Origin of the sequence: Bordetella pertussis 18323 (assembly GCF_000306945.1) — a bacterium.
Classification (GTDB): Bacteria; Pseudomonadota; Gammaproteobacteria; order Burkholderiales; family Burkholderiaceae_B; genus Bordetella; species Bordetella pertussis.
In genome coordinates this window covers 2343988-2364503 of the sequence record NC_018518.1, presented here as the reverse complement: position 1 = coordinate 2364503, position 20516 = coordinate 2343988, and the positions used below count along the sequence as shown (strand labels likewise).

Sequence of the window (20516 nt, the reverse complement as noted above, 5' to 3'; positions counted from 1 at the left end):
GGGAAGGACGCGGTGTCGGTCGGATTCAACATTCCAACAGGAGCAGTCCGCCTTGTCTCTCTATTACCGGATCAGTTTCGTCCTGAGCGTGCTGGCGCTCGCGGCCTGGGCGATCGCCGTCACGCTCTACAAGGCCCCGCGTCACGGCGACGGCTACGGGCCGGACCCGCTCGGGGTCTTGCTTTTCCTGGCGCTGTGGCCGGTGGGCCTGCTGCTGGCGCATTCCGGTCTGCTGGCGTGCCTGGTGCGCGGCCAGCGGCCCGCGTCGATCCTGCAAGGCCGGTACGGGGTCGCCATCCATCTCGCGCTGGGCGCGGGTTTCCTGGCTTACGCGCTGTACAGGGTCTAGCTGTGAAGATTCAATAGGTTGTATGCATGGTTCATCCGAACCGGATTTGAGAAACTGGAAATCGCCGATCCCCCAGTTCACTCAAGGAGCCCGGCCGGATGAACACCCATAAGCATGCCCGATTGACCTTCCTACGTCGACTCGAAATGGTCCAGCAATTGATCGCCCATCAAGTTTGTGTGCCTGAAGCGGCCCGCGCCTATGGGGTCACCGCGCCGACTGTGCGCAAATGGCTGGGCCGCTTCCTGGCTCAGGGCCAGGCGGGCTTGGCCGATGCGTCCTCGCGCCCGACGGTCTCGCCCCGAGCGATTGCGCCGGCCAAGGCGCTGGCTATCGTGGAGCTGCGCCGCAAGCGGCTGACCCAAGCGCGCATCGCCCAGGCGCTGGGCGTGTCAGCCAGCACCGTCAGCCGCGTCCTGGCCCGCGCCGGTCTGTCGCACCTGGCCGACCTGGAGCCGGCCGAGCCGGTGGTGCGCTACGAGCATCAGGCCCCCGGCGATCTGCTGCACATCGACATCAAGAAGCTGGGACGTATCCAGCGCCCTGGCCACCGGGTCACGGGCAACCGACGCGATACCGTTGAGGGGGCCGGCTGGGACTTCGTCTTCGTGGCCATCGATGACCACGCCCGCGTGGCCTTCACCGACATCCACCCCGACGAGCGCTTCCCCAGCGCCGTCCAGTTCCTCAAGGACGCAGTGGCCTACTACCAGCGCCTGGGCGTGACCATCCAGCGCTTGCTCACCGACAATGGCTCGGCCTTTCGCAGCCGCGCCTTCGCCGCGCTGTGCCATGAGCTGGGCATCAAGCACCGCTTTACCCGACCTTACCGCCCACAGACCAATGGCAAGGCCGAACGCTTCATCCAGTCGGCCTTGCGTGAGTGGGCTTACGCTCACACCTACCAGAACTCCCAACACCGAGCCGATGCCATGAAATCCTGGCTACACCACTACAACTGGCATCGACCCCACCAAGGCATCGGGCGCGCTGTACCCATCTCCAGACTCAACCTGGACGAATACAACCTATTGACAGTTCACAGGTAGCCGGCTTCGCCGAAGGTCGGCACGTCGGGCAGGGCGCTGACGCGCTTGGGCGCGGCCACGGCCAGGGCGCGCAGCTTGCCGGCCTGGATGTGCGGGATGGACGACGGCAGATTGTCGAACTGCGCGTTGACCTGCCCGGCGATGGTGTCGTTGAGCGCCGGCCCCGAACCGCGATAGGGCACGTGGACCATGTCGGTGCCGGTCAGCGACTTGAACAGCTCGCCGTCCAGGTGCGAGATGCTGCCGGTGCCCGACGAGGCATAGCTGTACTTGCCCGAGTTGGCCTTGACCAGGGCGATGAATTCCTTGAGCGTCTGGGCCGCGATCTTGGGGTTGACGGTCATGACGTTGGGCACGCTGACCAGGTTGGTGATGGGCGTGAAGTCCTTCAGCGGGTCGTACGGGGTCTGGGGGTTGGTGGCCGGGTTGGTCGCCATCGTGCTGACCGTGGCCACGCCCAGCGTATAGCCGTCCGGGGTGGCCTTGGCCAGCGCGTCGGCGCCGATCGCGCCGCCGCCGCCGCCGCGGTTTTCCACCACGACCGGCTGCCCCAGCTCGCGTCCCAGCCCCTCGGCCACGATGCGGGCCACGATGTCCGTGGTGCCGCCGGCGGCAAACGGCACGATCAGGCGCACCGCATGGTTGGGGTAGGGCTGGGCCTGGGCGGCGGCGCCTGTGACACAGGCGCCGGCCACCAGCGCGCCGAGCAGGATCTTAATGGAAGCGGGTTTGCTCAAGGTTGTCTCCTGGTTGTTCCAGAGGGGCTGCATGGGCGGCCGTTCGTGACGGCCGCGTCTTGGGGTGCGCCATTGCACCGAAAATGCAGTCAGGCGGAAATGCGGGTCAACCCCAACATGCGATAACCTGCTTTCAGCTGGTAGACAGCTACGGGAAAACTGTCGCAAACAGCCCGCTTTTGCATAGATCCGTGCGTAACTTACAAGAATCTGATATTTTTCGGGTGAGATTCTTGGCCGGTCTTGCCAGAACGCTACCTGATATTTCGATTGACAGCGCTTGTTCCCCGGGCGATCTTGCCTTCGAGAAGCGCGGTAGTGAGTTGTTGCGACGTGCTGGGCCAGGGTTCCGCCGATAGCCCCCGGCCACGCTCGCCTTTCGCCGCCGCGAGAGAGAGGGCCGGACCCTTCCCGGAGCGCCATGTCGCTATTACTAGTACTCGCCCTGCCGTTTCTCGGCAGTCTGTGTGCCGCTTTGCTGCCGGCCAATGCCCGCAATGCGGAAGCCTGGCTGGCTGGCCTGATCGCCCTGGCCTGCACCTTGCTGGTGGCCAGCCTCTATCCCCAGATCGCCGCCGGCGGCGTGATCCGCGCCGACCTGCCGTGGGCGCCGGCGCTGGGGCTGCAGTTCACCCTGCGCATGGACGGCTATGCCTGGCTGTTCGCGCTGATCGTCTCGGGCATGGGCGCGCTGGTCGTGCTGTATGCGCGCTACTACATGTCGCCGGAAGACCCGGTGCCGCGCTTTTTCTCGTTCTTCCAGGCGTTCATGGCCGCCATGCTGGGCGTGGTGATGTCCGGCAACCTGATCCAGCTGGTCATGTTCTGGGAAATGACCAGCCTGGCCTCGTTCATGCTGATCGCCTATTGGCACCACCGGCTCGACGCCCGGCGCGGCGCGCGCATGGCCCTGACGGTCACCGGCGCCGGCGGCCTGAGCCTGCTGGCCGGCGTGCTGATGCTCGGCCACATCGTCGGCAGCTACGACATGGACCAGGTGCTGGCCGCGGGCGATATCGTGCGCGCCGACCCCTGGTATCCGGCGGTGCTGGTCCTGATCGCGCTGGGCGCGCTGACCAAGAGCGCCCAGTTCCCGTTCCAGTTCTGGCTGCCCAACGCCATGGCCGCGCCCACGCCGGTGTCGGCCTATCTGCATTCGGCCACCATGGTCAAGGCGGGCGTTTTCCTGCTGGCGCGCTTCTGGCCCGTGCTGGCGGGTACCGACGAATGGTTCTGGATCATCGGCGGCGCCGGCCTGTGCTCGCTGGTGCTGGGCGCCTACGCGGCGATTTTCCAGCAGGACATGAAAGGGGTGCTGGCCTATTCGACCATCAGCCACCTGGGGCTGATCACGCTCATGCTGGGCTTGAACAGCTCGCTCGGCCTGGTGGCGGCGATCTTCCACATGGTCAACCACGCCACCTTCAAGGCCTCGCTCTTCATGGCCGCGGGCATCGTCGACCATGAAACCGGTACGCGCGACGTCGGGCGCCTGAGCGGCCTGTACGGGGCCATGCCCATCACGGCCACGCTGGCCATGGTGGCGGCCGCCTCGATGGCCGGGGTGCCGCTGCTCAATGGCTTCATCTCCAAGGAGATGTTCTTCGCCGAGACCACCTTCGTCAGCGGCGACGTGCTGGTGCGGTGGGGCCTGCCGCTGATGGCGACGCTGGCCGGCGCGTTCAGCGTGACCTATTCGCTGCGCTTTATCCTGCAGGTGTTCTTCGGCCCGCCGGCCGAAGACCTGCCGCGCGCGCCGCACGAGCCGCCGCGCTGGATGCTGCTGCCCAGCGCCTTGCTGGTCATGGTGTGCCTGGTGGTGGGCGTGCTGCCCGGCGTGACGCTGGGGCCGATCCTGCACCTGGCCGCCAGCAGCATCCTGGGCGAGCACATGCCGCAGTACAGCCTGTCGGTGTGGCATGGCTTCAACCTGCCGCTGGCCATGAGCTTCGTCGCGCTGACTGCCGGCGTGCTGCTGTACCTGGCGCTGCGGGCGCGCCAGCGCGCCCATCCGGGGCTGGTGCCGTTCATCTATCGCTTCGACGGCCGGCGTACCTTCGAGTACCTGCTCGATGCCTCCAGCGTGGCGGCCGCCTGGCTGCTGCGCTACCTGGCGTCCTCGCGCATGCAGGTGCAGATGCTGGTCATCGTGCTGGGCACCCTGTGGGTGGCCTGGCTGCCGCTGCGCGCGGGCGGCTGGCTGGCGGGCCAGGCGCGCCTGACGCCGGCCGACCCCGCGTTCGCGATCCTGTGGGTGGTCGGGGCGGCCTGCGCGCTGGGCGCGGCCTACCAGGCCAAATACCACCGGCTCGCATCGCTGACGCTGTCCGGCGGCGCGGGGCTGATCACCTGCCTGACCTTCGTCTGGTTCTCGGCGCCCGACCTGGCGCTGACCCAGCTGGCCGTAGAGGTGGTGACGGTGGTGCTGCTGCTGCTGGGCCTGCGCTGGCTGCCGCGGCGCATCCAGACCGGCGGCGACGAAGACCGTCCCGACCTGCGCGCGCGGGTGCGCCGCCTGCGCGACCTGGGGCTGGCGGGCGTGGCCGGCGCCTGCATGGCCGCGCTGGCCTACGCGGTGCTGACGCGTCCGGTGGGCGACACGATCTCCAGCTTCTTTACCGAGCGCGCGCTGCCCGATGGGGGCGGGACCAACGTGGTCAACGTGATCCTGGTCGATTTCCGCGGCTTCGATACCCTGGGCGAAATCACCGTGCTCGGCATCGTGGCATTGACGGTCTACGCGCTGCTGCGCCGCTTCCGTCCGGCGCCCGAAAGCGTCGAGCTGCCGCATCAGCAACGCGAGCAGGACGGCATGCCGACGGTCGACGAGACCGGCGAGCGGCCGGCGCCGGACACCAAGTCGCCGTTGCCGGCCGGGCCGATGATGATTCCGGCCGTGCTGGTGCGGCTGCTGCTGCCGGTGGCGGTGCTGGTGTCGGTCTACCTGCTGCTGCGCGGCCACAACCTGCCCGGCGGCGGCTTTGTCGGCGGCCTGGTCATGGCCACCGCGATCATCCTGCAGTACATGGTCGGCGGCGTGTACTGGGTCGAGTCGCGCAGCCGCCTCAATCCGCAGCACTGGGTCGGCCTGGGCCTGCTGGCCGCCGGCGGCGCCGCGGTCTCGGCCTGGCTGGCGCTGCGGCCGTTCCTGTCGGCGCTGGCCTGGGACGTGGCGCTGCCCGTCGTCGGCCATGTGCATCTATCCAGCGTGCTGCTGTTCGACCTCGGCGTCTACATGCTGGTGGTCGGCGCCACGGTGCTGGTGCTGGTGGCGCTGGCCCACCAATCGTTGCGCGCGCAGCGCCAGGCGGCCGTCGAGGCCCAGGCGGTCGCGCAAACCGGGAGTCCTGCCTGATGGAAGTCGTTTATGCCCTGGCCATAGGCGTGTTGGCCGGTTCGGGAGTGTGGCTGCTGCTGCGGCCACGCACCTTCCAGGTCATCATGGGCCTGTCGCTGCTGTCGTACGCGGTGAACCTGTTCATTTTCGGCATGGGGCGCCTGACGGTGGGCAGGCCGCCCGTGGTCAGCGCCTCGGCGCCGGTCGACGCCGCGGCTTATGCCGACCCCTTGCCGCAAGCCCTGGTGCTGACCGCGATCGTGATCGGTTTTGCCACCACGGCGCTTTTTCTCGTGGTGCTGTTGGCCTCGCGCGGGCTGACCGGCACCGACCACGTCGACGGCCGGGAGCCTGAATCTTGATCGACTGGCTGCAGCACCTGCCTATCTACCCCATTACGGTGCCCCTTATCGCGGGCGCGCTCATGCTGTTGCTGCCCGATACGCAGCGCAAGACCCGCGCGGGTATCGGTTTGCTGTCCTCGCTGCTGCAGCTGGCCAGCGCCATCGCCTTGCTGAGCCTGGCCGCCGGCGCCGGCGGCATCTGGCCCGACGGCATCGGCGTGTACCTGCCGGGCGATTGGCCGGCGCCGTTCGGCATCGTGCTGGTGGTCGACCGCCTGGCCGCCGTCATGCTGGCGCTGACCGCCGTGCTGGGCCTGGCCGCGCTGATCTACTCGCTGGCCCGCTGGGACCGCGCCGGGGTGCATTTCCATTCGCTGTACCAGTTCCTGCTGATGGGGCTGAACGGCGCCTTCCTGACCGGAGACCTGTTCAACCTGTTCGTGTTCTTCGAGGTGCTGCTGGCGGCGTCCTATGGGTTGATGCTGCACGGCTCGGGCATCGCGCGCGTTACGGCCGGCCTGCAATACATCGCGGTCAACCTGGTGGCCTCGTTCCTGCTGCTGATCAGCATCGCGCTGATCTACGGCGTGACCGGCACGCTCAACCTGGCCGACCTGGCCTTGCGCGCCGGCACGCTGACGGGCGGCGAGCGCAGCCTGTTCGAGGCCGGCGCGGCCATCCTGGGGGTGGCCTTCCTGGTCAAGGCCGGCGCCTGGCCGCTCAACTTCTGGCTGGTCAAGGGTTACGGCTCGGCGGCCGCGCCGGTGGCGGCGCTGTTTTCCATCATGACCAAGGTCGGCATCTACGCCTTGCTGCGCATCGGCTCGCTGCTGCTGCCCACCGGCGCGCCGGCGGCTTTCAGCCTGGACTGGATGTTCGCGGCGGGGCTGGCCACGCTGGTGTTCGGGGGACTGGGCCTGCTGGCCAACCAGCAGCTCGAAAAGCTGACCGGCTATTGCGTCATCGTCTCGGCCGGCACGCTGCTGACGGCCTTGGGCATGCCCGGCGTGACCTTGACCGGGCCGGCGCTGTTCTACCTGATCAGCTCGGTGCTGGCCACCGGGGCGCTGTTCATGCTGGTCGAACTGATCGAGCGCACCCGCAGCTTCGGGGCCAACGTGCTGGCCGTCACCATGGACCTGTTCGACCTGGACGATCCGTCCACGCCCAACCGGTCCGACGACGTCGTGGGCGTGGCGATTCCGGCCGCAATGGCCTTTCTCGGCCTGGCCTTCGTGTCCTGCGCCTTGCTGGTGACGGGGCTGCCGCCGCTGTCGGGCTTCGTGGCCAAGTTCTCGCTGCTGTCGGCGGCGGTGACGGCGGCCAATACGCCGTCCGTGGCGCTCGATGCCTGGGTGCTGGTGGCGCTGGTGCTGTTGTCGGGCCTGGCTGGGCTGATCGCGCTGGGCCGCGTCGGCATCCGGATATTCTGGAGCTCCGACGACCGGGTCACGCCCCGCCTGCGGCTGATGGAGGCCGGGCCGGTCGCGGTACTGCTGCTGCTGTGCGTGGTGCTGGCCGCGGGCGCCGGGCCGGTATCGGCCTACCTGGACGCCGCCGCCCAGTCGCTGGACCGGCCCGCTAGCTACGTGAACGCAGTGCTCGCCAAGCAGCCGGCGCGCGCGCTGTCGGAGGGCCTGTGATGCGGCGCTACTACCTTGCCTTGCTGCCGCTGGCCATGCTGGCGCTGTGGCTAATGCTCAACCAATCCGCCTCGATCGGCCAGCTGGCGCTGGGCGCGGCGCTGGCGCTGTGGCTGGGCTGGGCGTCCAGCCGGTTGCGGCCGCTGCGCGGCAAGCCGCGCAGCCTGTGGCTGCTGCCCGGGCTGGCCGCGCGCGTGTTCGCCGACATCGTCCGCTCCAACGTCGCGGTGGCGCGGCTGGTGTGGCAGCGGCGCCCGGATTTCTCGCCCGGCTTCATCGCCATTCCGCTCGACCTGCACGACCCGCACGGCCTGGCCATCCTGGCCTGCATCGTGACCTACACGCCGGGTACGGTGTGGGTCGACATCATCGACGGCAAGCTGGTCCTGCACGTGCTGGACCTGCAGAATGAAGAGGCGTGGATCGCGCTGGTCAAGCAGCGCTACGAACGCACCCTGATAGAGGTATTCGAATGATGAACATCGTCCTGTACTGGTCGGCGTCGTTCGCCTTGCTGTGCTTTGCGCTGGCGATGGCCTGCGCGGCGATCCGGCTGCTGCGCGGGCCGACCGCGCAAGACCGCGTGCTGGCGCTGGACTCCCTGTACGTCAGCGGCATGCTGACCATGCTGGTGTTCGGCATCCGCGCCGGCACGCCGGTGTATTTCGATATCGCGCTGCTGATCGCGCTGTTCGGCTTCGTCGGCTCGACCGCCATGGCGAAGTTCCTGCTGCGCGGCGAGGTGATCGAGCCATGAGCGACGTCGACATTCCGCTGTGGGCCGGCATCCCGGCCGCCATCCTGCTGGTGCTGGGCGGGCTGCTGACCCTGACCGGCGCGCTGGGCATGCTGCGCTTCGGCCATTTCTACGCCCGCATCCATGCGCCCACGCTGGGCAACACCATGGGGGCATGCAGCGTGCTCACCGCCTCGATCCTGGTGTTCTCCAGCCTGTCCATGCGGCCGGTGGTGCACGAATTCGTGATCGGCATGCTGCTGGTGCTGACTTCCCCTGTCACCGGCATGCTGCTGATGCGCGCGGCCGTGTACCGCGCGCGGCGCGCCGACGACAGCGCCTGAGGGCAGGGCGGCGCCGATTTACGTGTGCCAGGGTCTTGTAACATTTTCGTAGCCTAGGTGTGAAGATTCAATAGGTTGTATGCATGGTTCATCCGAACCGGATTTGAGAAACTGGAAATCGCCACCCCCCCAGTTCACTCAAGGAGCCCGGCCGGATGAACACCCATAAGCATGCCCGATTGACCTTCCTACGTCGACTCGAAATGGTCCAGCAATTGATCGCCCATCAAGTTTGTGTGCCTGAAGCGGCCCGCGCCTATGGGGTCACCGCGCCGACTGTGCGCAAATGGCTGGGCCGCTTCCTGGCTCAGGGCCAGGCGGGCTTGGCCGATGCGTCCTCGCGCCCGACGGTCTCGCCCCGAGCGATTGCGCCGGCCAAGGCGCTGGCTATCGTGGAGCTGCGCCGCAAGCGGCTGACCCAAGCGCGCATCGCCCAGGCGCTGGGCGTGTCAGCCAGCACCGTCAGCCGCGTCCTGGCCCGCGCCGGTCTGTCGCACCTGGCCGACCTGGAGCCGGCCGAGCCGGTGGTGCGCTACGAGCATCAGGCCCCCGGCGATCTGCTGCACATCGACATCAAGAAGCTGGGACGTATCCAGCGCCCTGGCCACCGGGTCACGGGCAACCGACGCGATACCGTTGAGGGGGCCGGCTGGGACTTCGTCTTCGTGGCCATCGATGACCACGCCCGCGTGGCCTTCACCGACATCCACCCCGACGAGCGCTTCCCCAGCGCCGTCCAGTTCCTCAAGGACGCAGTGGCCTACTACCAGCGCCTGGGCGTGACCATCCAGCGCTTGCTCACCGACAATGGCTCGGCCTTTCGCAGCCGCGCCTTCGCCGCGCTGTGCCATGAGCTGGGCATCAAGCACCGCTTTACCCGACCTTACCGCCCACAGACCAATGGCAAGGCCGAACGCTTCATCCAGTCGGCCTTGCGTGAGTGGGCTTACGCTCACACCTACCAGAACTCCCAACACCGAGCCGATGCCATGAAATCCTGGCTACACCACTACAACTGGCATCGACCCCACCAAGGCATCGGGCGCGCTGTACCCATCTCCAGACTCAACCTGGACGAATACAACCTATTGACAGTTCACACCTAGGCGACCGGGTAATCCCTTATGGTAGAAAGGTCAGCGGCAGGCCATGACGGCCGCCGCCTACTTCAAGGAGCGAAACATGTCGAAGATTCGTATCCAACGATGGTGCGGGGCCCTGGCGCTGGGCGCGGGCAGTCTGATGGCCTTCGGCGCGCATGCGGCCGGCACGGGCTCCGGCCAGAGCCAGTACCAGATGGACGTGCAGCGCTGCAATAGCGGCGACACCAGCCAGGACCGCGCCACCTGCCTGCGCGAGGCCGGCGCCGCGCGCCAGGAAAGCCAGCGCAACCGGCTGGACGACAAGCAGGAGGGGCGCTACCAGGACAACGCCATGATGCGCTGCAAGAACCTGCCCGCCTCGCAGCAACAGGATTGCATCACGCAGATGACCTCCGGCAACACCACCACGCGCGGCAGCGTCGGCGGCGGGGGCGTGCTGCGTGAAACCGTCATCCAGGTGCCGGCCGGCACGCCGGGCTCCACGCCGGGCAGGCTGATGCCCGGCAGCCAGATGCCCAGCGGCCAGATGCCCAGCGGCCAGATGCCTGGCGCTGCTCCGGGCGGGCTGCAGCCGCCGCCCGCCGGCACGGTGGCGCCGCCGCCGGTCATGCGCTGAACGGACACGCCCGGATGCGCGAGCGGGCCCGGCTAGTTGTGAACTGTCAATAGGTTGTATTCGTCCAGGTTGAGTCTGGAGATGGGTACAGCGCGCCCGATGCCTTGGTGGGGTCGATGCCAGTTGTAGTGGTGTAGCCAGGATTTCATGGCATCGGCTCGGTGTTGGGAGTTCTGGTAGGTGTGAGCGTAAGCCCACTCACGCAAGGCCGACTGGATGAAGCGTTCGGCCTTGCCATTGGTCTGTGGGCGGTAAGGTCGGGTAAAGCGGTGCTTGATGCCCAGCTCATGGCACAGCGCGGCGAAGGCGCGGCTGCGAAAGGCCGAGCCATTGTCGGTGAGCAAGCGCTGGATGGTCACGCCCAGGCGCTGGTAGTAGGCCACTGCGTCCTTGAGGAACTGGACGGCGCTGGGGAAGCGCTCGTCGGGGTGGATGTCGGTGAAGGCCACGCGGGCGTGGTCATCGATGGCCACGAAGACGAAGTCCCAGCCGGCCCCCTCAACGGTATCGCGTCGGTTGCCCGTGACCCGGTGGCCAGGGCGCTGGATACGTCCCAGCTTCTTGATGTCGATGTGCAGCAGATCGCCGGGGGCCTGATGCTCGTAGCGCACCACCGGCTCGGCCGGCTCCAGGTCGGCCAGGTGCGACAGACCGGCGCGGGCCAGGACGCGGCTGACGGTGCTGGCTGACACGCCCAGCGCCTGGGCGATGCGCGCTTGGGTCAGCCGCTTGCGGCGCAGCTCCACGATAGCCAGCGCCTTGGCCGGCGCAATCGCTCGGGGCGAGACCGTCGGGCGCGAGGACGCATCGGCCAAGCCCGCCTGGCCCTGAGCCAGGAAGCGGCCCAGCCATTTGCGCACAGTCGGCGCGGTGACCCCATAGGCGCGGGCCGCTTCAGGCACACAAACTTGATGGGCGATCAATTGCTGGACCATTTCGAGTCGACGTAGGAAGGTCAATCGGGCATGCTTATGGGTGTTCATCCGGCCGGGCTCCTTGAGTGAACTGGGGGGTTGGCGATTTCCAGTTTCTCAAATCCGGTTCGGATGAACCATGCATACAACCTATTGAATCTTCACAGCTAGTGCCGGGCCCGCTCGCATTCAGGCAAAATGTCGGCTGTCCGACCCTTTAAGTCCTTTATCCATGTCCGACGTCATCGCCCTGGTTTTCGATTTCGACGACACGCTGGCCTCCGACAGCACCACCGGCTTTCTCGAGAGCATCGGCGTCGATACGGCGTCGTTCTGGAAAGACCAGGTCGATCCGCTGCTCTCGCAGCAGGACTGGGATCCGGTGCCGGCCTACCTGTACCAGATGATCCAGCTGTCCAGGCAGGGCAGCCACGGCCTGATCACCCGCGAGCGCCTGCGCGAATGGGGCGTCCGGCTGGCGTTGCACGACGGCGTGCAGACGCTGTTCGGCCGCTTGCGCGCCGCGGTGCGCGCCGAGCACCCGAAGGTCCAGCTGGAGTTCTACCTGATTTCCAGCGGCATCGGCGACGTGGTGCGCGCCACGCCGATCGCCCACGAATTCACGGAAATCTGGGCCTCCGAGTTCGTCTACGGCGAAGACGGCGGCATCAGCTTCCCGCGCCGCATCGTCAGCTTCACCGACAAGACGCGCTACCTGTTCCATATCCAGAAGGGCCTGATCGGCCGCGAATACCGCAACAAGCCGTTCGAGGTCAACCGCAAGGTGCCCGAAGACCGCCTGCGCGTGCCATTCGACCAGATGGTGTTCGTGGGCGACGGCTACACCGACATCCCGTGCTTTTCGCTGATCCGCAGCGCCGGCGGCTTTGCCTTCGGCGTCTGGGATCCCAAGCACCGCGACAAGCGCAGCCGGGCCTGGGGCTTCATCGAGGAAGGGCGCGTGTCCAACCTCAACCAGGCCCGCTACGACGAGCAGGCCGAGCTGTACCAGTGGCTGGAAGAGGCCGTCACCAGCCTGGCCGGGCGCATCGCGCTGAAGTCGCGGGTCTATCGTGGCTGATGCGTTCGTGAGCGAGACCGATCCCTGCGTCGACGACCACGCGCGCCTGATGGCGCTGGCGCTGGAGCAGGCGCAAGAGGCCGCGCGTCTGGGCGAAGTGCCGGTCGGCGCCGTGGTGGTCGATGCCCAGGGCGAGGTGCTGGGCACGGGCTACAACCGCACCATCATCGACCGCGACCCTACCGCGCATGCCGAGATCGTGGCGCTGCGCGCCGCGGCGCGCCGGCTGGACAATTACCGCTTGCCCGGCGTGTCGCTGTACGTCACGCTGGAGCCCTGCGTGATGTGCATCGGCGCCATGCTGCACGCGCGCCTGGCGCGGGTCGTCTACGGCGCCCGCGATCCCAAGACGGGCGCCTGCGGCAGCGTGCTCGACGTGGGGGCCGTCGGCCAACTGAACCATCACACGACCATCACCGGCGGCGTGCTCGCCGAGCCCTGCGGCGAATTGCTGCGTGGTTTTTTCCGCGCCCGCCGCGCCAAGGAATCCCCAGTATGACCAAGAAGAAAAATCCGCCGGCCTCCCACGGGCACGATCACCACGAGCATCACGGCCACGAACCTGGCCATGTCTGCGACGCGGGCTGCGCCCACGCGCCGGCGCAGGCCAGCGGCATTTACCTGGTATCGCCGTCGTCGGCGGTGCGCGATGCGGCCGAGCTGGAACTGGCCTGCCAGCGGCTGGCCGCCGAGGGGTTCCAGACCAAGGTCGACCGCGCCGCGCTGGCGGTGCACCAGCGCTTCGCCGGCACCGACAAGCAGCGCGCGGCCGGCCTGCAGCGGGCGATCAAGCAAAAGCATCCCATCGTGATGGCCACCCGCGGCGGCTACGGCCTGATCCGCCTGCTGCCCATGATCGACTGGCGCGCCATGGCCGACAGCGGCAAGCGTTTCGTCGGCATGAGCGATTTCACCGCCTTCAACCTGGCCTTGCTGGCTCAGACCGGCGCGGTCAGCTACAGCGGCGCGACCGCCGTGCGCGACTTCGGGCTGGCGAAAACCGATGAACTGACCGTGGCGCTGTTTGGCGAGATCATGCGCGGCGAGCTGGAGATCCTCAGCTTCGAGACGCGCGACGCCGATGCCTTCGACGGCCGCGGCGTGCTGTGGGGCGGCAACCTGGCCACGCTGGTGTCGCTGCTGGGCACGCCGTACATGCCCAAGGTGCGCGGCGGCATCCTGTTCCTCGAAGACGTGGCCGAGCATCCGTACCGGGTCGAGCGCATGCTGGCCCAGCTATGGCAGGCCGGCGTGCTGGAGCGGCAGAAGGCGATCGTGCTGGGCAGCTTCTCCGACTACCGGCTGGCCGCCCACGACAATGGCTACGACATGCACGCGGTGGTGGGCTGGCTGCGCAAGACGGTGAAGGTGCCGGTCGTGACCGGCCTGCCGTACGGCCATACCGATACCAAGGCCACGCTGCCCATCGGCAAGAAGGTGGGCCTGGCCACCGAACGCGGCATGGCCCACCTCGTCATCGACGAGCACACCCACTGAACGCAGGCCCCGCTACGTGTCCTGCCGGGGCACCCAGGCGGGCTGGCGTTTTTCCAGGAAAGAGGCCAGGCCCTCGCGGCCGTCGGCGCTGGCGCGCTGTTCGGCGATGCGGGCGGCGGTTTCTTCCAGCAGGGCGGCGTCGATCGGCGCGCCCGCCACGTCACGGATCAGCCGCTTGGCCTGCGCCACCGCATGGGGCGAGGTCAGCATGAAGCTGCCCAGCAATTCGTTGATCTGGCCGTCGAGCCGGTCCGCCTCGCACAGTTCGTGCACCAGCCCGATGCGCCAGGCCTCGGTCGCCTCGAAGACCTCGGCGCTCAGGAACCAGCGGCTGGCGGTGCGTGCGCCCATGGCGCGCAGCACATAGGGCGAGATCATCGAGGCAATCAGCCCCAGGCGCGTTTCGGTCAGGGCGAAGCGCGCCTCGTGCGAGGCCACGGCAATGTCGCAGGCCGCGGCCAGGCCCATGCCGCCCGCCATGCACGGGCCATGGATGCGCGCGATGGTGGGCTTGGGGCAGGTGTAGATCGTGTGCAGCATGGTCGCCAACGTCTGCGCGTCGGCGCGGTTCTCGGCGTCGCCGGCCTGCGCGCTGCGGCGCATCCAGTTGAGGTCCGCGCCGGCGCAGAACGCCTTGCCGCGCCCGGCCAGGACGATGGCGCGCACCTCGTTGTCGGCGCCCAGCGCCATGAAGGTCTCGGTCAGCTCGGCGATCATCCGAGGGTCCAGCGCATTGCGCACATCGGGCCGGTTCAACCAGACCACTGCGGTCTGCGGCCCGTAGGCAACTTCCAACGTTTGCAGCATACGACGACGACTCCATGAAACGGGGACCGGCCACGCGGGGCAGGGATTCTAGCGGTACAGGACCGTGGGCAGCCACAGGCCGATGCCAGGGAACATGTACAGCAGGAAGATGGCCAGCAACTGAATGCCCATGAACGGCATCATACCCAGGAAAATCTGGTTCAGCGTCACGTGCGGCGGCGCCACGCCCTTCAGGTAGAAGGCCGACATGGCCACCGGCGGCGACAGGAACGCCGTCTGCAGGTTCAGCGCCACCAGCAGGCCGAAGAACAGCGGGTCGATGCCGAAGGCCTTGAGCAGCGGCACGAAGATCGGCATGAAGATCACGATGATCTCCGTCCACTCCAGCGGCCAGCCCAGCAGGAAGATGATGATCTGCGCCAGCAGCATGAACTGGATCGGCGTCAGCCCCAGCGATAGCACCCATTGTTCCACGATGCCCTGGCCGCCCAGCAGCGCGAAGGCCGCCGAGAAAATCGACGAGCCGACGAACAGCCAGCACACCATGGCGCTGGTCTTGGCCGTCAGGTACACCGATTCCCTGAGCACCGGCATGGTCAGGCGCCGGTAGGCCAGCGCGAGCAGGGCGCCGCCCAGCGCGCCCATGGCGGCCGCCTCGCTGGGCGTGGCCAGGCCGAACACGATCGAGCCCAGCACCGCCACGATCATCAGGGCCAGCGGGAAGAACGAGCTCATCAGCAGCCGGAACACTTCCAGGCGGCTCCAGTTCAGCAGCGCATAGAAGACCGCCAGCAGCGCCACGCAGACCGCGAAGAAGATCCAGAATCCGTAAGGCGCCGGCAAGCGTTCGGCGGCGGCGTCCTCGGCGGCTTCGGCCGCCTCGACCTGCGCGGCCGCTGTCTCGGGCGCCGCGGCCGCGCCGGGCGGCTCGGCGAGCCCGCCGTCCTCGCTGGGCGGTTCGGCCAGTCCGCTGTCGAAGCTGTCGCCGCTGCCCAGCCGCAATTCATCCGGGATCTCGTAGACGACCGGCGGCTCGGTCAAGGTGTCGTAGGTGGCCCCGGTGATCAGCACGAAGGCCGCCAGCGGCGCGACCACCAGCATCAGGTTGCGCGCCAGGAAGCTGCCGGTCACTTGCGGATCGCGGCGCTTGAACAGCCCGGCCAGCAGCCCGGGCACGGCATGGCGATGGCCTTGCTGGCGCAGCACTTCGGCGCCAGGCTGCAAGGGGATATGGCGTTCCTCCTTGGACAGCGGCGGCGCCATGTCCGGGCGCAGCTTGGCCACGACCATGACGTACAGCACGTACAGGCCCGCCAGCATGATGCCCGGAAAGAACGCGCCGGCGTACAGTTGCACCACCGACACGCCGGTGGTCGCGCCGTAGACGATCAGCATGACCGAAGGCGGGATCAGGATGCCCAGGCAGCCGCCGGCCGTGATCGAGCCCGCGGTCAGGCGCACGCTGTAGCCGGCCTTGAGCATGGCCGGCATGGCCAGCAGGCCCATCAGCGTGACCACCGCGCCGACGATGCCGGTGGCGGTGGCGAAGATGGCGCAGGTGATCAGGGTGGCCACGCCCAGCGCGCCGGGCAGGCGCGCCAGCGCCAGATGCATGGAGCGGAACAGCCGTTCGATCAGGTTGGCTCGCTCCACCAGATAGCCCATGAACACGAACAGCGGCACCGAGATCAGCGAGTCGTTGGTCATGGTGGCGTACGTGCGCTGCACCATCAGGTCCAGCGTCTGGCGGACCGCGCGCGCGCCGTCCTCGTGCTGCATGAAATAGGCCAGGAAGGTGAACAGCACGCCCATGCCCATGAGCGTGAAGGCGGTCGGAAAGCCCAGCATGATGGCGACGACGATCAGGGCCAGCATCAGCAGCCCGATGTGCCCCGTGGCCAGATGGTCCCACGGGGTCAGGAAAGCGATCATCAACAACACCAGCCCGATGCACGACAAACCGAACCACAGTGCTTTGTGGATTTTCATCGGGTCTGCTCTCCCTTTTCAACGTATTGGTCCAGCTCGGCGATGTCTTCGTCCTTGACGTGCACCATTTCCTTGAGCTTGTCGACGTCGACCTCTTCCACGTCTTCGGCGCGCGACGGCCATTGGCCCTTGCGCAGGCACAGCAGGCAGCGCGCGATCTCGGCCAGGCCCTGCAGCAGCAGGAACGCGCCGGCGATCGGGATGAAAGCCTTGAACGGATAGATGGGCGGCCCGTTGGCCATCAGCGACGAGTGTTCGCGGATGGCGATCGACTCGCCGGCGTAGTACCAGCCGGCCCACACCATGGCGACGACGCCGGGAATGAAAAACAGGATGTACAGCAGCAGGTCCAGTCCGGCCTGCACGCGCGGCGGCAGGAAACCGTAGAGGATGTCACCGCGTACGTGGCCGTTCTTGGCCAGCGTATAGGCGCCCGCCATCATGAACAGGATGCCGTAGTACATCAGTTGCAGGTCGAAGGCCCAGGCGCTGGGCGTGTTGAGGATGTAGCGCGCCGAGACTTCCCAGCATATGTGCAGGGTAAGGACGACAATGAGCCAGGCAAAGGCCTGGCCCACGAAAGTGGACAGCCTGTCTACCAAACGTATCAATCGCAGCATGAGCGCGGGCCCCGTTCATGGGATGGGAGGAGTAACGCGCTGCGCGAGCGCGTCGCGACGCGGCACGGCTTGCGCCGGCGCTGCCCGCCGTCCCACGGCGCGCAGCGCCGGCGCAAGCCGGTCCGGTCAAGCGGGTTGCTTGCGGGCGAAGTAGTGATTGAACGCCATGCGGAAATTGACGTTGGTATCGTTGCTCCAACGGCCGGCGCGTTCGGCGAACTGGCGTTGCGAATCCAGCACTTTCTTGAACAACGGATTCTCGGCCGAGCGCTTGGCGATCATCTCGTCCCAGATCTTGAGCTGCTGCTGCAGTATGGCGTCGGGCGTCTTGTAGAACTTGACGTTGTGGTCCTTCTGCAGCTTGATGTAGTCCTTGGAGTAGCGGTCCGCGGCCTTCCACGACATGTCGGCGCTGGCCGCCTGCGCGGCGTACGCCAGGATGTGCTTGAGGTGCTTGGGCAGGGCGTCGTACTTGTTCTTGTTGAACAGGATCTCGAACTGCTCGGCGCTCTGGTGGAAGCTCTGCAGCATGCAGATCTTGGAGACGTCCTGGAAGCCCAGCGCCAGGTCGGACGAGGCGTTGTTGAATTCGGCGCCGTCGAGCAGGCCGCGGTCCAGGGCGGGCACGATTTCACCGCCGGGCAGGGCGTTGACCGCCGCGCCCATGGCGCTGTACATGTCGATGGCCAGGCCCACGGTGCGGAATTTCGCGCCCTTGACGTCGTCGGCCTTGGTGATGGGTTTCTTGAACCAGCCGAACGGCTGGGTCGGCATGGGGCCGTACATCAGCGAGGTCACGTTCACGCCCATGGCCTTCTGGATTTCAGTCAAGAGCTCCTTGCCGCCGCCATATTCGTGCCAGGCCAGCAGCATGTTGGCGTCCATGCCGAACGAGGGGCCCGAACCCCACAGCGCCACCGCCGTGTTCTTGCCATACCAGTACGCCACCACGCCGTGGCCGCCGTCCAGCGTGCCGGCCGATACCGCGTCGAGCAGGTCGAAAGCCTTGACGACCGCGCCGGCCGGCAGCACCTCGATCTTGAGCTGGCCTTCGGCCATATCGTTGACCTTGCGGGCGTAATCCTGGGCGAACTCGTGGAAAATATCGTTGGCGGGCCAGGTGCTCTGGAACCGCATGCTCACCGGGGAGCCCTGGGCGCGCGTGACGGCGGGAAATCCCAGCACGGCGGTCCCCGCGACCGCTCCGGCACCGGAAATGAATTTGCGACGGGACTGCGTAACGTGTTGCATGGCGTGTTGTCTCCTGAGTGGACTACAAGGACCAGCTTTTTGTTACTGCGGTAAGTCTTGCGCGAGGGATCGCGCCGCTGCGCGAGCCGATTGGTATTGAATACTGAAGGGCACTGGCAGCGCCGGACGGGGTATGCAAACATTTGCATACAAAACCGTGTTTCTTTCAGTAGCCTTTCATTATCAATCGGCCCTGGGGGATTAAACCTTGCATGGCGCTGGCTGACAATCTGCCTAACGTCGGGAATAACCCTAGCACCTGTACAGATATCTCCGCAGCGGCGCCTGCGGCGTGTCGGCGAGGCGAGCGGCGCAACTTGGTACACTGCCGGATTTATCTCCATTGCGCCCTTGCGGCGCGTCAGGCTCGCACATACACCGTGATTTCCACTGCCAATCTCACTATCCAGTTCGGCCCCAAGCCGCTTTTCGAAAACGTCAGCGTCAAGTTCGGGGAAGGCAACCGGTATGGTCTGATCGGGGCCAACGGTTCCGGCAAGTCGACCTTCATGAAAATCATCGGCGGCGACCTCGAGCCCTCGGCGGGCAACGTGTCGCTCGAACCCGGCGTGCGGCTGGGCAAGCTGCGCCAGGACCAGTTCGCCTTCGAGGAGGTGCGGGTGCTGGACGTGGTCATGATGGGCCACACCGAGATGTGGGCGGCCATGTCCGAGCGCGACGCGATCTACGCCAACCCCGAGGCCACCGAAGACGACTACATGCGCGCGGCCGACCTGGAAGCCAAGTTCGCCGAATACGACGGCTACACGGCCGAAGCGCGCGCCGGCGAACTCCTGCTAGGCCTGGAGATCGCCGTGGACCAGCACAACCTGCTCATGCGCGAAATCGCGCCCGGCTGGAAGCTGCGCGTGCTGCTGGCGCAGGCGCTGTTCTCCAACCCCGACGTGCTGCTGCTGGACGAGCCCACCAACAACCTGGACATCAATACGATCCGCTGGCTGGAGAACGTGCTCAACGGCTACCAGAGCACGATGATCATCATCAGCCACGACCGGCACTTCCTGAACCAGGTCTGCACCCACATGGCAGACGTGGACTATGGCGAGATCCGCGTCTACCCCGGCAACTACGATGACTACATGCTGGCCTCCACCCAGGCCCGCGAGCGCCTGACGGCCAACAACGCCAAGGCCAAGGAGCGCATCGTCGAACTGCAGGACTTCGTGCGCCGGTTCGCGGCCAACAAGTCCAAGTCGCGCCAGGCCACGTCGCGCCTGAAGCAGATCGACCGCATCAAGGCCGACCAGGTCGAGGTCAAGTCCTCGTCGCGCCAGAACCCGTACATCCGCTTCGAGCAGAACAAGGTCATGCACCGCCTGGCGGTCACGATCGAGAAGCTGTCCAAGTCGTACGACCAGCCGGTCATCCGCGATTTCTCCGCCATGGTCGACGCCGGCGAGAAAGTCGCCATCATCGGCGCCAACGGGGTGGGCAAGACCACGCTGCTGCGCATGCTGGCGACCGACCTGGCGCCGGATTCGGGCACCGTCAAGTGGTCCGAGAACGCCGACATCGGCTACATGGCCCAGGACGTGTCCGACCAGTTCCAGCAGGGCGACATCAACCTGTTCGACTGGATGGCCGAGCATCGCCAGCCGGGCGACGACGACCAGTCGATCCGGTCCGCGCTGGGCCGGCTGCTGTTCTCCGGCGACGATCTCCCCAAGGCGCCCAAGGTGCTGTCCGGCGGCGAGAAGAACCGCATGACCTTCGGCCGCCTGATGTTGGGCCGGCACAACGTCATGCTGCTCGACGAGCCCACCAACCACCTGGACATGGAATCCATCGAATCGCTGCAGTTCGCGCTGGAAAAGTACGAAGGCGCGCTGATTTTCGTGTCGCACGACCGCGAGTTCGTCTCGGGGCTGGCCACGCGCATCATCGAGATCCTGCCCGACGGCGAGCTGGTCGACTATCGCGGCGGCTACGAGGATTACCTGGCTTCGCGCGGCATCGAGGCGTAAGCGGGGCGCCCGCGCGCGGCCTGGCCGGCCGCCCGCGGCATGCTTATAACGACAGGTAGTTAAAACATTCTATAAATATAGTTTGTGTTCATATAACCGATTGTTAGATTAGGGCCTGTCCTTTCGTTTGGCGCCGCGGTGCCCGAGCAAGCC

19 protein-coding genes and 1 pseudogene are annotated in these 20516 nt (G+C 66.8%); 14 read left to right on the top strand and 6 right to left on the bottom strand.

What is annotated here, in order from left to right; translation table 11 throughout:
• Positions 1-52 precede the first annotated feature (52 nt).
• Positions 53-349 (top strand): hypothetical protein, encoded by a 297-nt coding sequence (locus tag BN118_RS11175; protein WP_003811452.1) that lies wholly within the window; start codon positions 53-55, stop codon positions 347-349.
• Between the two features lie 98 nt (positions 350-447).
• Positions 448-1398: an IS481-like element IS481 family transposase gene (locus BN118_RS11170; RefSeq protein ID WP_010930208.1), complete on the top strand. Its 951-nt coding sequence runs from the start codon at positions 448-450 to the stop codon at positions 1396-1398.
• Here the strand turns inward: BN118_RS11170 and BN118_RS11165 are convergent.
• Positions 1395-2135, bottom strand: a pseudogene (locus BN118_RS11165) (Bug family tripartite tricarboxylate transporter substrate binding protein); the annotation flags it as partial. The gene BN118_RS11170 and the pseudogene BN118_RS11165 overlap by 4 nt on opposite strands.
• 421 nt (positions 2136-2556) lie before the next feature.
• Between BN118_RS11165 and BN118_RS11160 the strand changes: the two are divergent.
• The 8 genes from BN118_RS11160 (at position 2557) to BN118_RS11125 (ending at position 10258) form a co-directional block, all read left to right on the top strand.
• Positions 2557-5490, top strand: coding sequence for a monovalent cation/H+ antiporter subunit A (locus BN118_RS11160; protein ID WP_003816550.1), 2934 nt, complete (start codon positions 2557-2559; stop codon positions 5488-5490).
• Positions 5490-5834, top strand: a complete 345-nt coding sequence (locus tag BN118_RS11155) for a Na+/H+ antiporter subunit C (protein ID WP_003810969.1) — start codon at positions 5490-5492, stop codon at positions 5832-5834. Before BN118_RS11160 ends, BN118_RS11155 begins: the two co-directional genes overlap by 1 nt.
• Positions 5831-7459: a monovalent cation/H+ antiporter subunit D gene (locus BN118_RS11150; protein ID WP_004568496.1), complete on the top strand. Its 1629-nt coding sequence runs from the start codon at positions 5831-5833 to the stop codon at positions 7457-7459. Before BN118_RS11155 ends, BN118_RS11150 begins: the two co-directional genes overlap by 4 nt.
• Positions 7456-7935, top strand: a complete 480-nt coding sequence (locus BN118_RS11145) for a Na+/H+ antiporter subunit E (RefSeq protein ID WP_010930510.1) — start codon at positions 7456-7458, stop codon at positions 7933-7935. The genes BN118_RS11150 and BN118_RS11145 overlap by 4 nt, the downstream gene beginning before the upstream one ends.
• Positions 7932-8216 (top strand): K+/H+ antiporter subunit F, encoded by a 285-nt coding sequence (locus BN118_RS11140; protein WP_003810975.1) that lies wholly within the window; start codon positions 7932-7934, stop codon positions 8214-8216. Before BN118_RS11145 ends, BN118_RS11140 begins: the two co-directional genes overlap by 4 nt.
• Entirely contained in the window at positions 8213-8539 is a 327-nt protein-coding gene (gene mnhG, locus BN118_RS11135; protein ID WP_014905833.1) for a monovalent cation/H(+) antiporter subunit G, read from the top strand. The genes BN118_RS11140 and mnhG overlap by 4 nt, the downstream gene beginning before the upstream one ends.
• A gap of 155 nt (positions 8540-8694) precedes the next feature.
• The gene (locus BN118_RS11130; RefSeq protein ID WP_005013747.1) at positions 8695-9645 is read left to right on the top strand and encodes an IS481-like element IS481 family transposase; all 951 of its coding nucleotides are present in this window, start codon (positions 8695-8697) and stop codon (positions 9643-9645) included.
• A gap of 43 nt (positions 9646-9688) precedes the next feature.
• Positions 9689-10258 carry a hypothetical protein gene (locus tag BN118_RS11125; RefSeq protein ID WP_041166182.1) on the top strand — a complete coding sequence of 190 codons (570 nt, stop codon included), beginning with the start codon at positions 9689-9691 and terminating at the stop codon, positions 10256-10258.
• A 32-nt stretch (positions 10259-10290) separates the two neighbouring features.
• On the opposite strand, the gene BN118_RS11120 is transcribed toward BN118_RS11125, so the two are convergent.
• Positions 10291-11241 carry an IS481-like element IS481 family transposase gene (locus BN118_RS11120; RefSeq protein ID WP_005012808.1) on the bottom strand — a complete coding sequence of 317 codons (951 nt, stop codon included), beginning with the start codon at positions 11239-11241 and terminating at the stop codon, positions 10291-10293.
• Positions 11242-11404: 163 nt separating this feature from the next.
• On the opposite strand from BN118_RS11120, the gene BN118_RS11115 reads away from it, so the two are divergent.
• From BN118_RS11115 to BN118_RS11105, 3 genes are read left to right on the top strand one after another with little or no spacing between them, the layout of a single operon-like run.
• The gene (locus BN118_RS11115) at positions 11405-12253 is read left to right on the top strand and encodes an HAD family hydrolase (RefSeq protein WP_010930513.1); all 849 of its coding nucleotides are present in this window, start codon (positions 11405-11407) and stop codon (positions 12251-12253) included.
• Positions 12246-12752, top strand: coding sequence for a tRNA adenosine(34) deaminase TadA (tadA, locus tag BN118_RS11110; protein ID WP_004568494.1), 507 nt, complete (start codon positions 12246-12248; stop codon positions 12750-12752). Before BN118_RS11115 ends, tadA begins: the two co-directional genes overlap by 8 nt.
• On the top strand, positions 12749-13750 hold the full coding sequence (locus tag BN118_RS11105; protein ID WP_010930515.1) for an LD-carboxypeptidase: 1002 nt from the start codon (positions 12749-12751) through the stop codon (positions 13748-13750). Before tadA ends, BN118_RS11105 begins: the two co-directional genes overlap by 4 nt.
• 12 nt (positions 13751-13762) lie before the next feature.
• Here BN118_RS11105 and BN118_RS11100 read toward each other — a convergent pair whose 3' ends face one another.
• The 4 genes from BN118_RS11100 to BN118_RS11085 form a co-directional block, all read right to left on the bottom strand.
• Complete coding sequence (locus BN118_RS11100; protein ID WP_010930516.1) at positions 13763-14557, bottom strand: enoyl-CoA hydratase/isomerase family protein; 795 nt, start codon at positions 14555-14557, stop codon at positions 13763-13765.
• Positions 14558-14605: 48 nt separating this feature from the next.
• On the bottom strand, positions 14606-16507 hold the full coding sequence (locus tag BN118_RS11095; RefSeq protein WP_010930517.1) for a TRAP transporter large permease: 1902 nt from the start codon (positions 16505-16507) through the stop codon (positions 14606-14608).
• Positions 16504-17127, bottom strand: coding sequence for a TRAP transporter small permease subunit (locus BN118_RS11090; protein WP_003810992.1), 624 nt, complete (start codon positions 17125-17127; stop codon positions 16504-16506). The genes BN118_RS11095 and BN118_RS11090 overlap by 4 nt, the downstream gene beginning before the upstream one ends.
• Positions 17128-17253: 126 nt before the next feature.
• Positions 17254-18378, bottom strand: a complete 1125-nt coding sequence (locus BN118_RS11085) for a TRAP transporter substrate-binding protein (RefSeq protein WP_003816541.1) — start codon at positions 18376-18378, stop codon at positions 17254-17256.
• A 380-nt stretch (positions 18379-18758) separates the two neighbouring features.
• Here BN118_RS11085 and BN118_RS11080 point away from each other — a divergent pair, with 380 nt between their 5' ends.
• Entirely contained in the window at positions 18759-20363 is a 1605-nt protein-coding gene (locus tag BN118_RS11080) for an ABC-F family ATPase (RefSeq protein ID WP_014905831.1), read from the top strand.
• The last annotated feature ends 153 nt before the right edge of the window (positions 20364-20516 follow it).

Excerpts from the sequence above, each read along its gene's own strand:
- BN118_RS11170 (WP_010930208.1), top strand. The coding sequence starts at position 448 with ATGAACACCCATAAGCATGCCCGATTGACCTTCCTACGTCGACTCGAA.
- BN118_RS11160 (WP_003816550.1), top strand. The coding sequence starts at position 2,557 with ATGTCGCTATTACTAGTACTCGCCCTGCCGTTTCTCGGCAGTCTGTGT.
- BN118_RS11155 (WP_003810969.1), top strand. The coding sequence starts at position 5,490 with ATGGAAGTCGTTTATGCCCTGGCCATAGGCGTGTTGGCCGGTTCGGGA.
- BN118_RS11140 (WP_003810975.1), top strand. The coding sequence starts at position 7,932 with ATGATGAACATCGTCCTGTACTGGTCGGCGTCGTTCGCCTTGCTGTGC.
- mnhG (WP_014905833.1), top strand. The coding sequence starts at position 8,213 with ATGAGCGACGTCGACATTCCGCTGTGGGCCGGCATCCCGGCCGCCATC.
- BN118_RS11130 (WP_005013747.1), top strand. The coding sequence starts at position 8,695 with ATGAACACCCATAAGCATGCCCGATTGACCTTCCTACGTCGACTCGAA.
- BN118_RS11125 (WP_041166182.1), top strand. The coding sequence starts at position 9,689 with ATGACGGCCGCCGCCTACTTCAAGGAGCGAAACATGTCGAAGATTCGT.
- BN118_RS11120 (WP_005012808.1), bottom strand. The coding sequence starts at position 11,241 with ATGAACACCCATAAGCATGCCCGATTGACCTTCCTACGTCGACTCGAA.
- BN118_RS11115 (WP_010930513.1), top strand. The coding sequence starts at position 11,405 with ATGTCCGACGTCATCGCCCTGGTTTTCGATTTCGACGACACGCTGGCC.
- BN118_RS11105 (WP_010930515.1), top strand. The coding sequence starts at position 12,749 with ATGACCAAGAAGAAAAATCCGCCGGCCTCCCACGGGCACGATCACCAC.
- BN118_RS11100 (WP_010930516.1), bottom strand. The coding sequence starts at position 14,557 with ATGCTGCAAACGTTGGAAGTTGCCTACGGGCCGCAGACCGCAGTGGTC.
- BN118_RS11095 (WP_010930517.1), bottom strand. The coding sequence starts at position 16,507 with ATGAAAATCCACAAAGCACTGTGGTTCGGTTTGTCGTGCATCGGGCTG.
- BN118_RS11090 (WP_003810992.1), bottom strand. The coding sequence starts at position 17,127 with ATGCTGCGATTGATACGTTTGGTAGACAGGCTGTCCACTTTCGTGGGC.
- BN118_RS11085 (WP_003816541.1), bottom strand. The coding sequence starts at position 18,378 with ATGCAACACGTTACGCAGTCCCGTCGCAAATTCATTTCCGGTGCCGGA.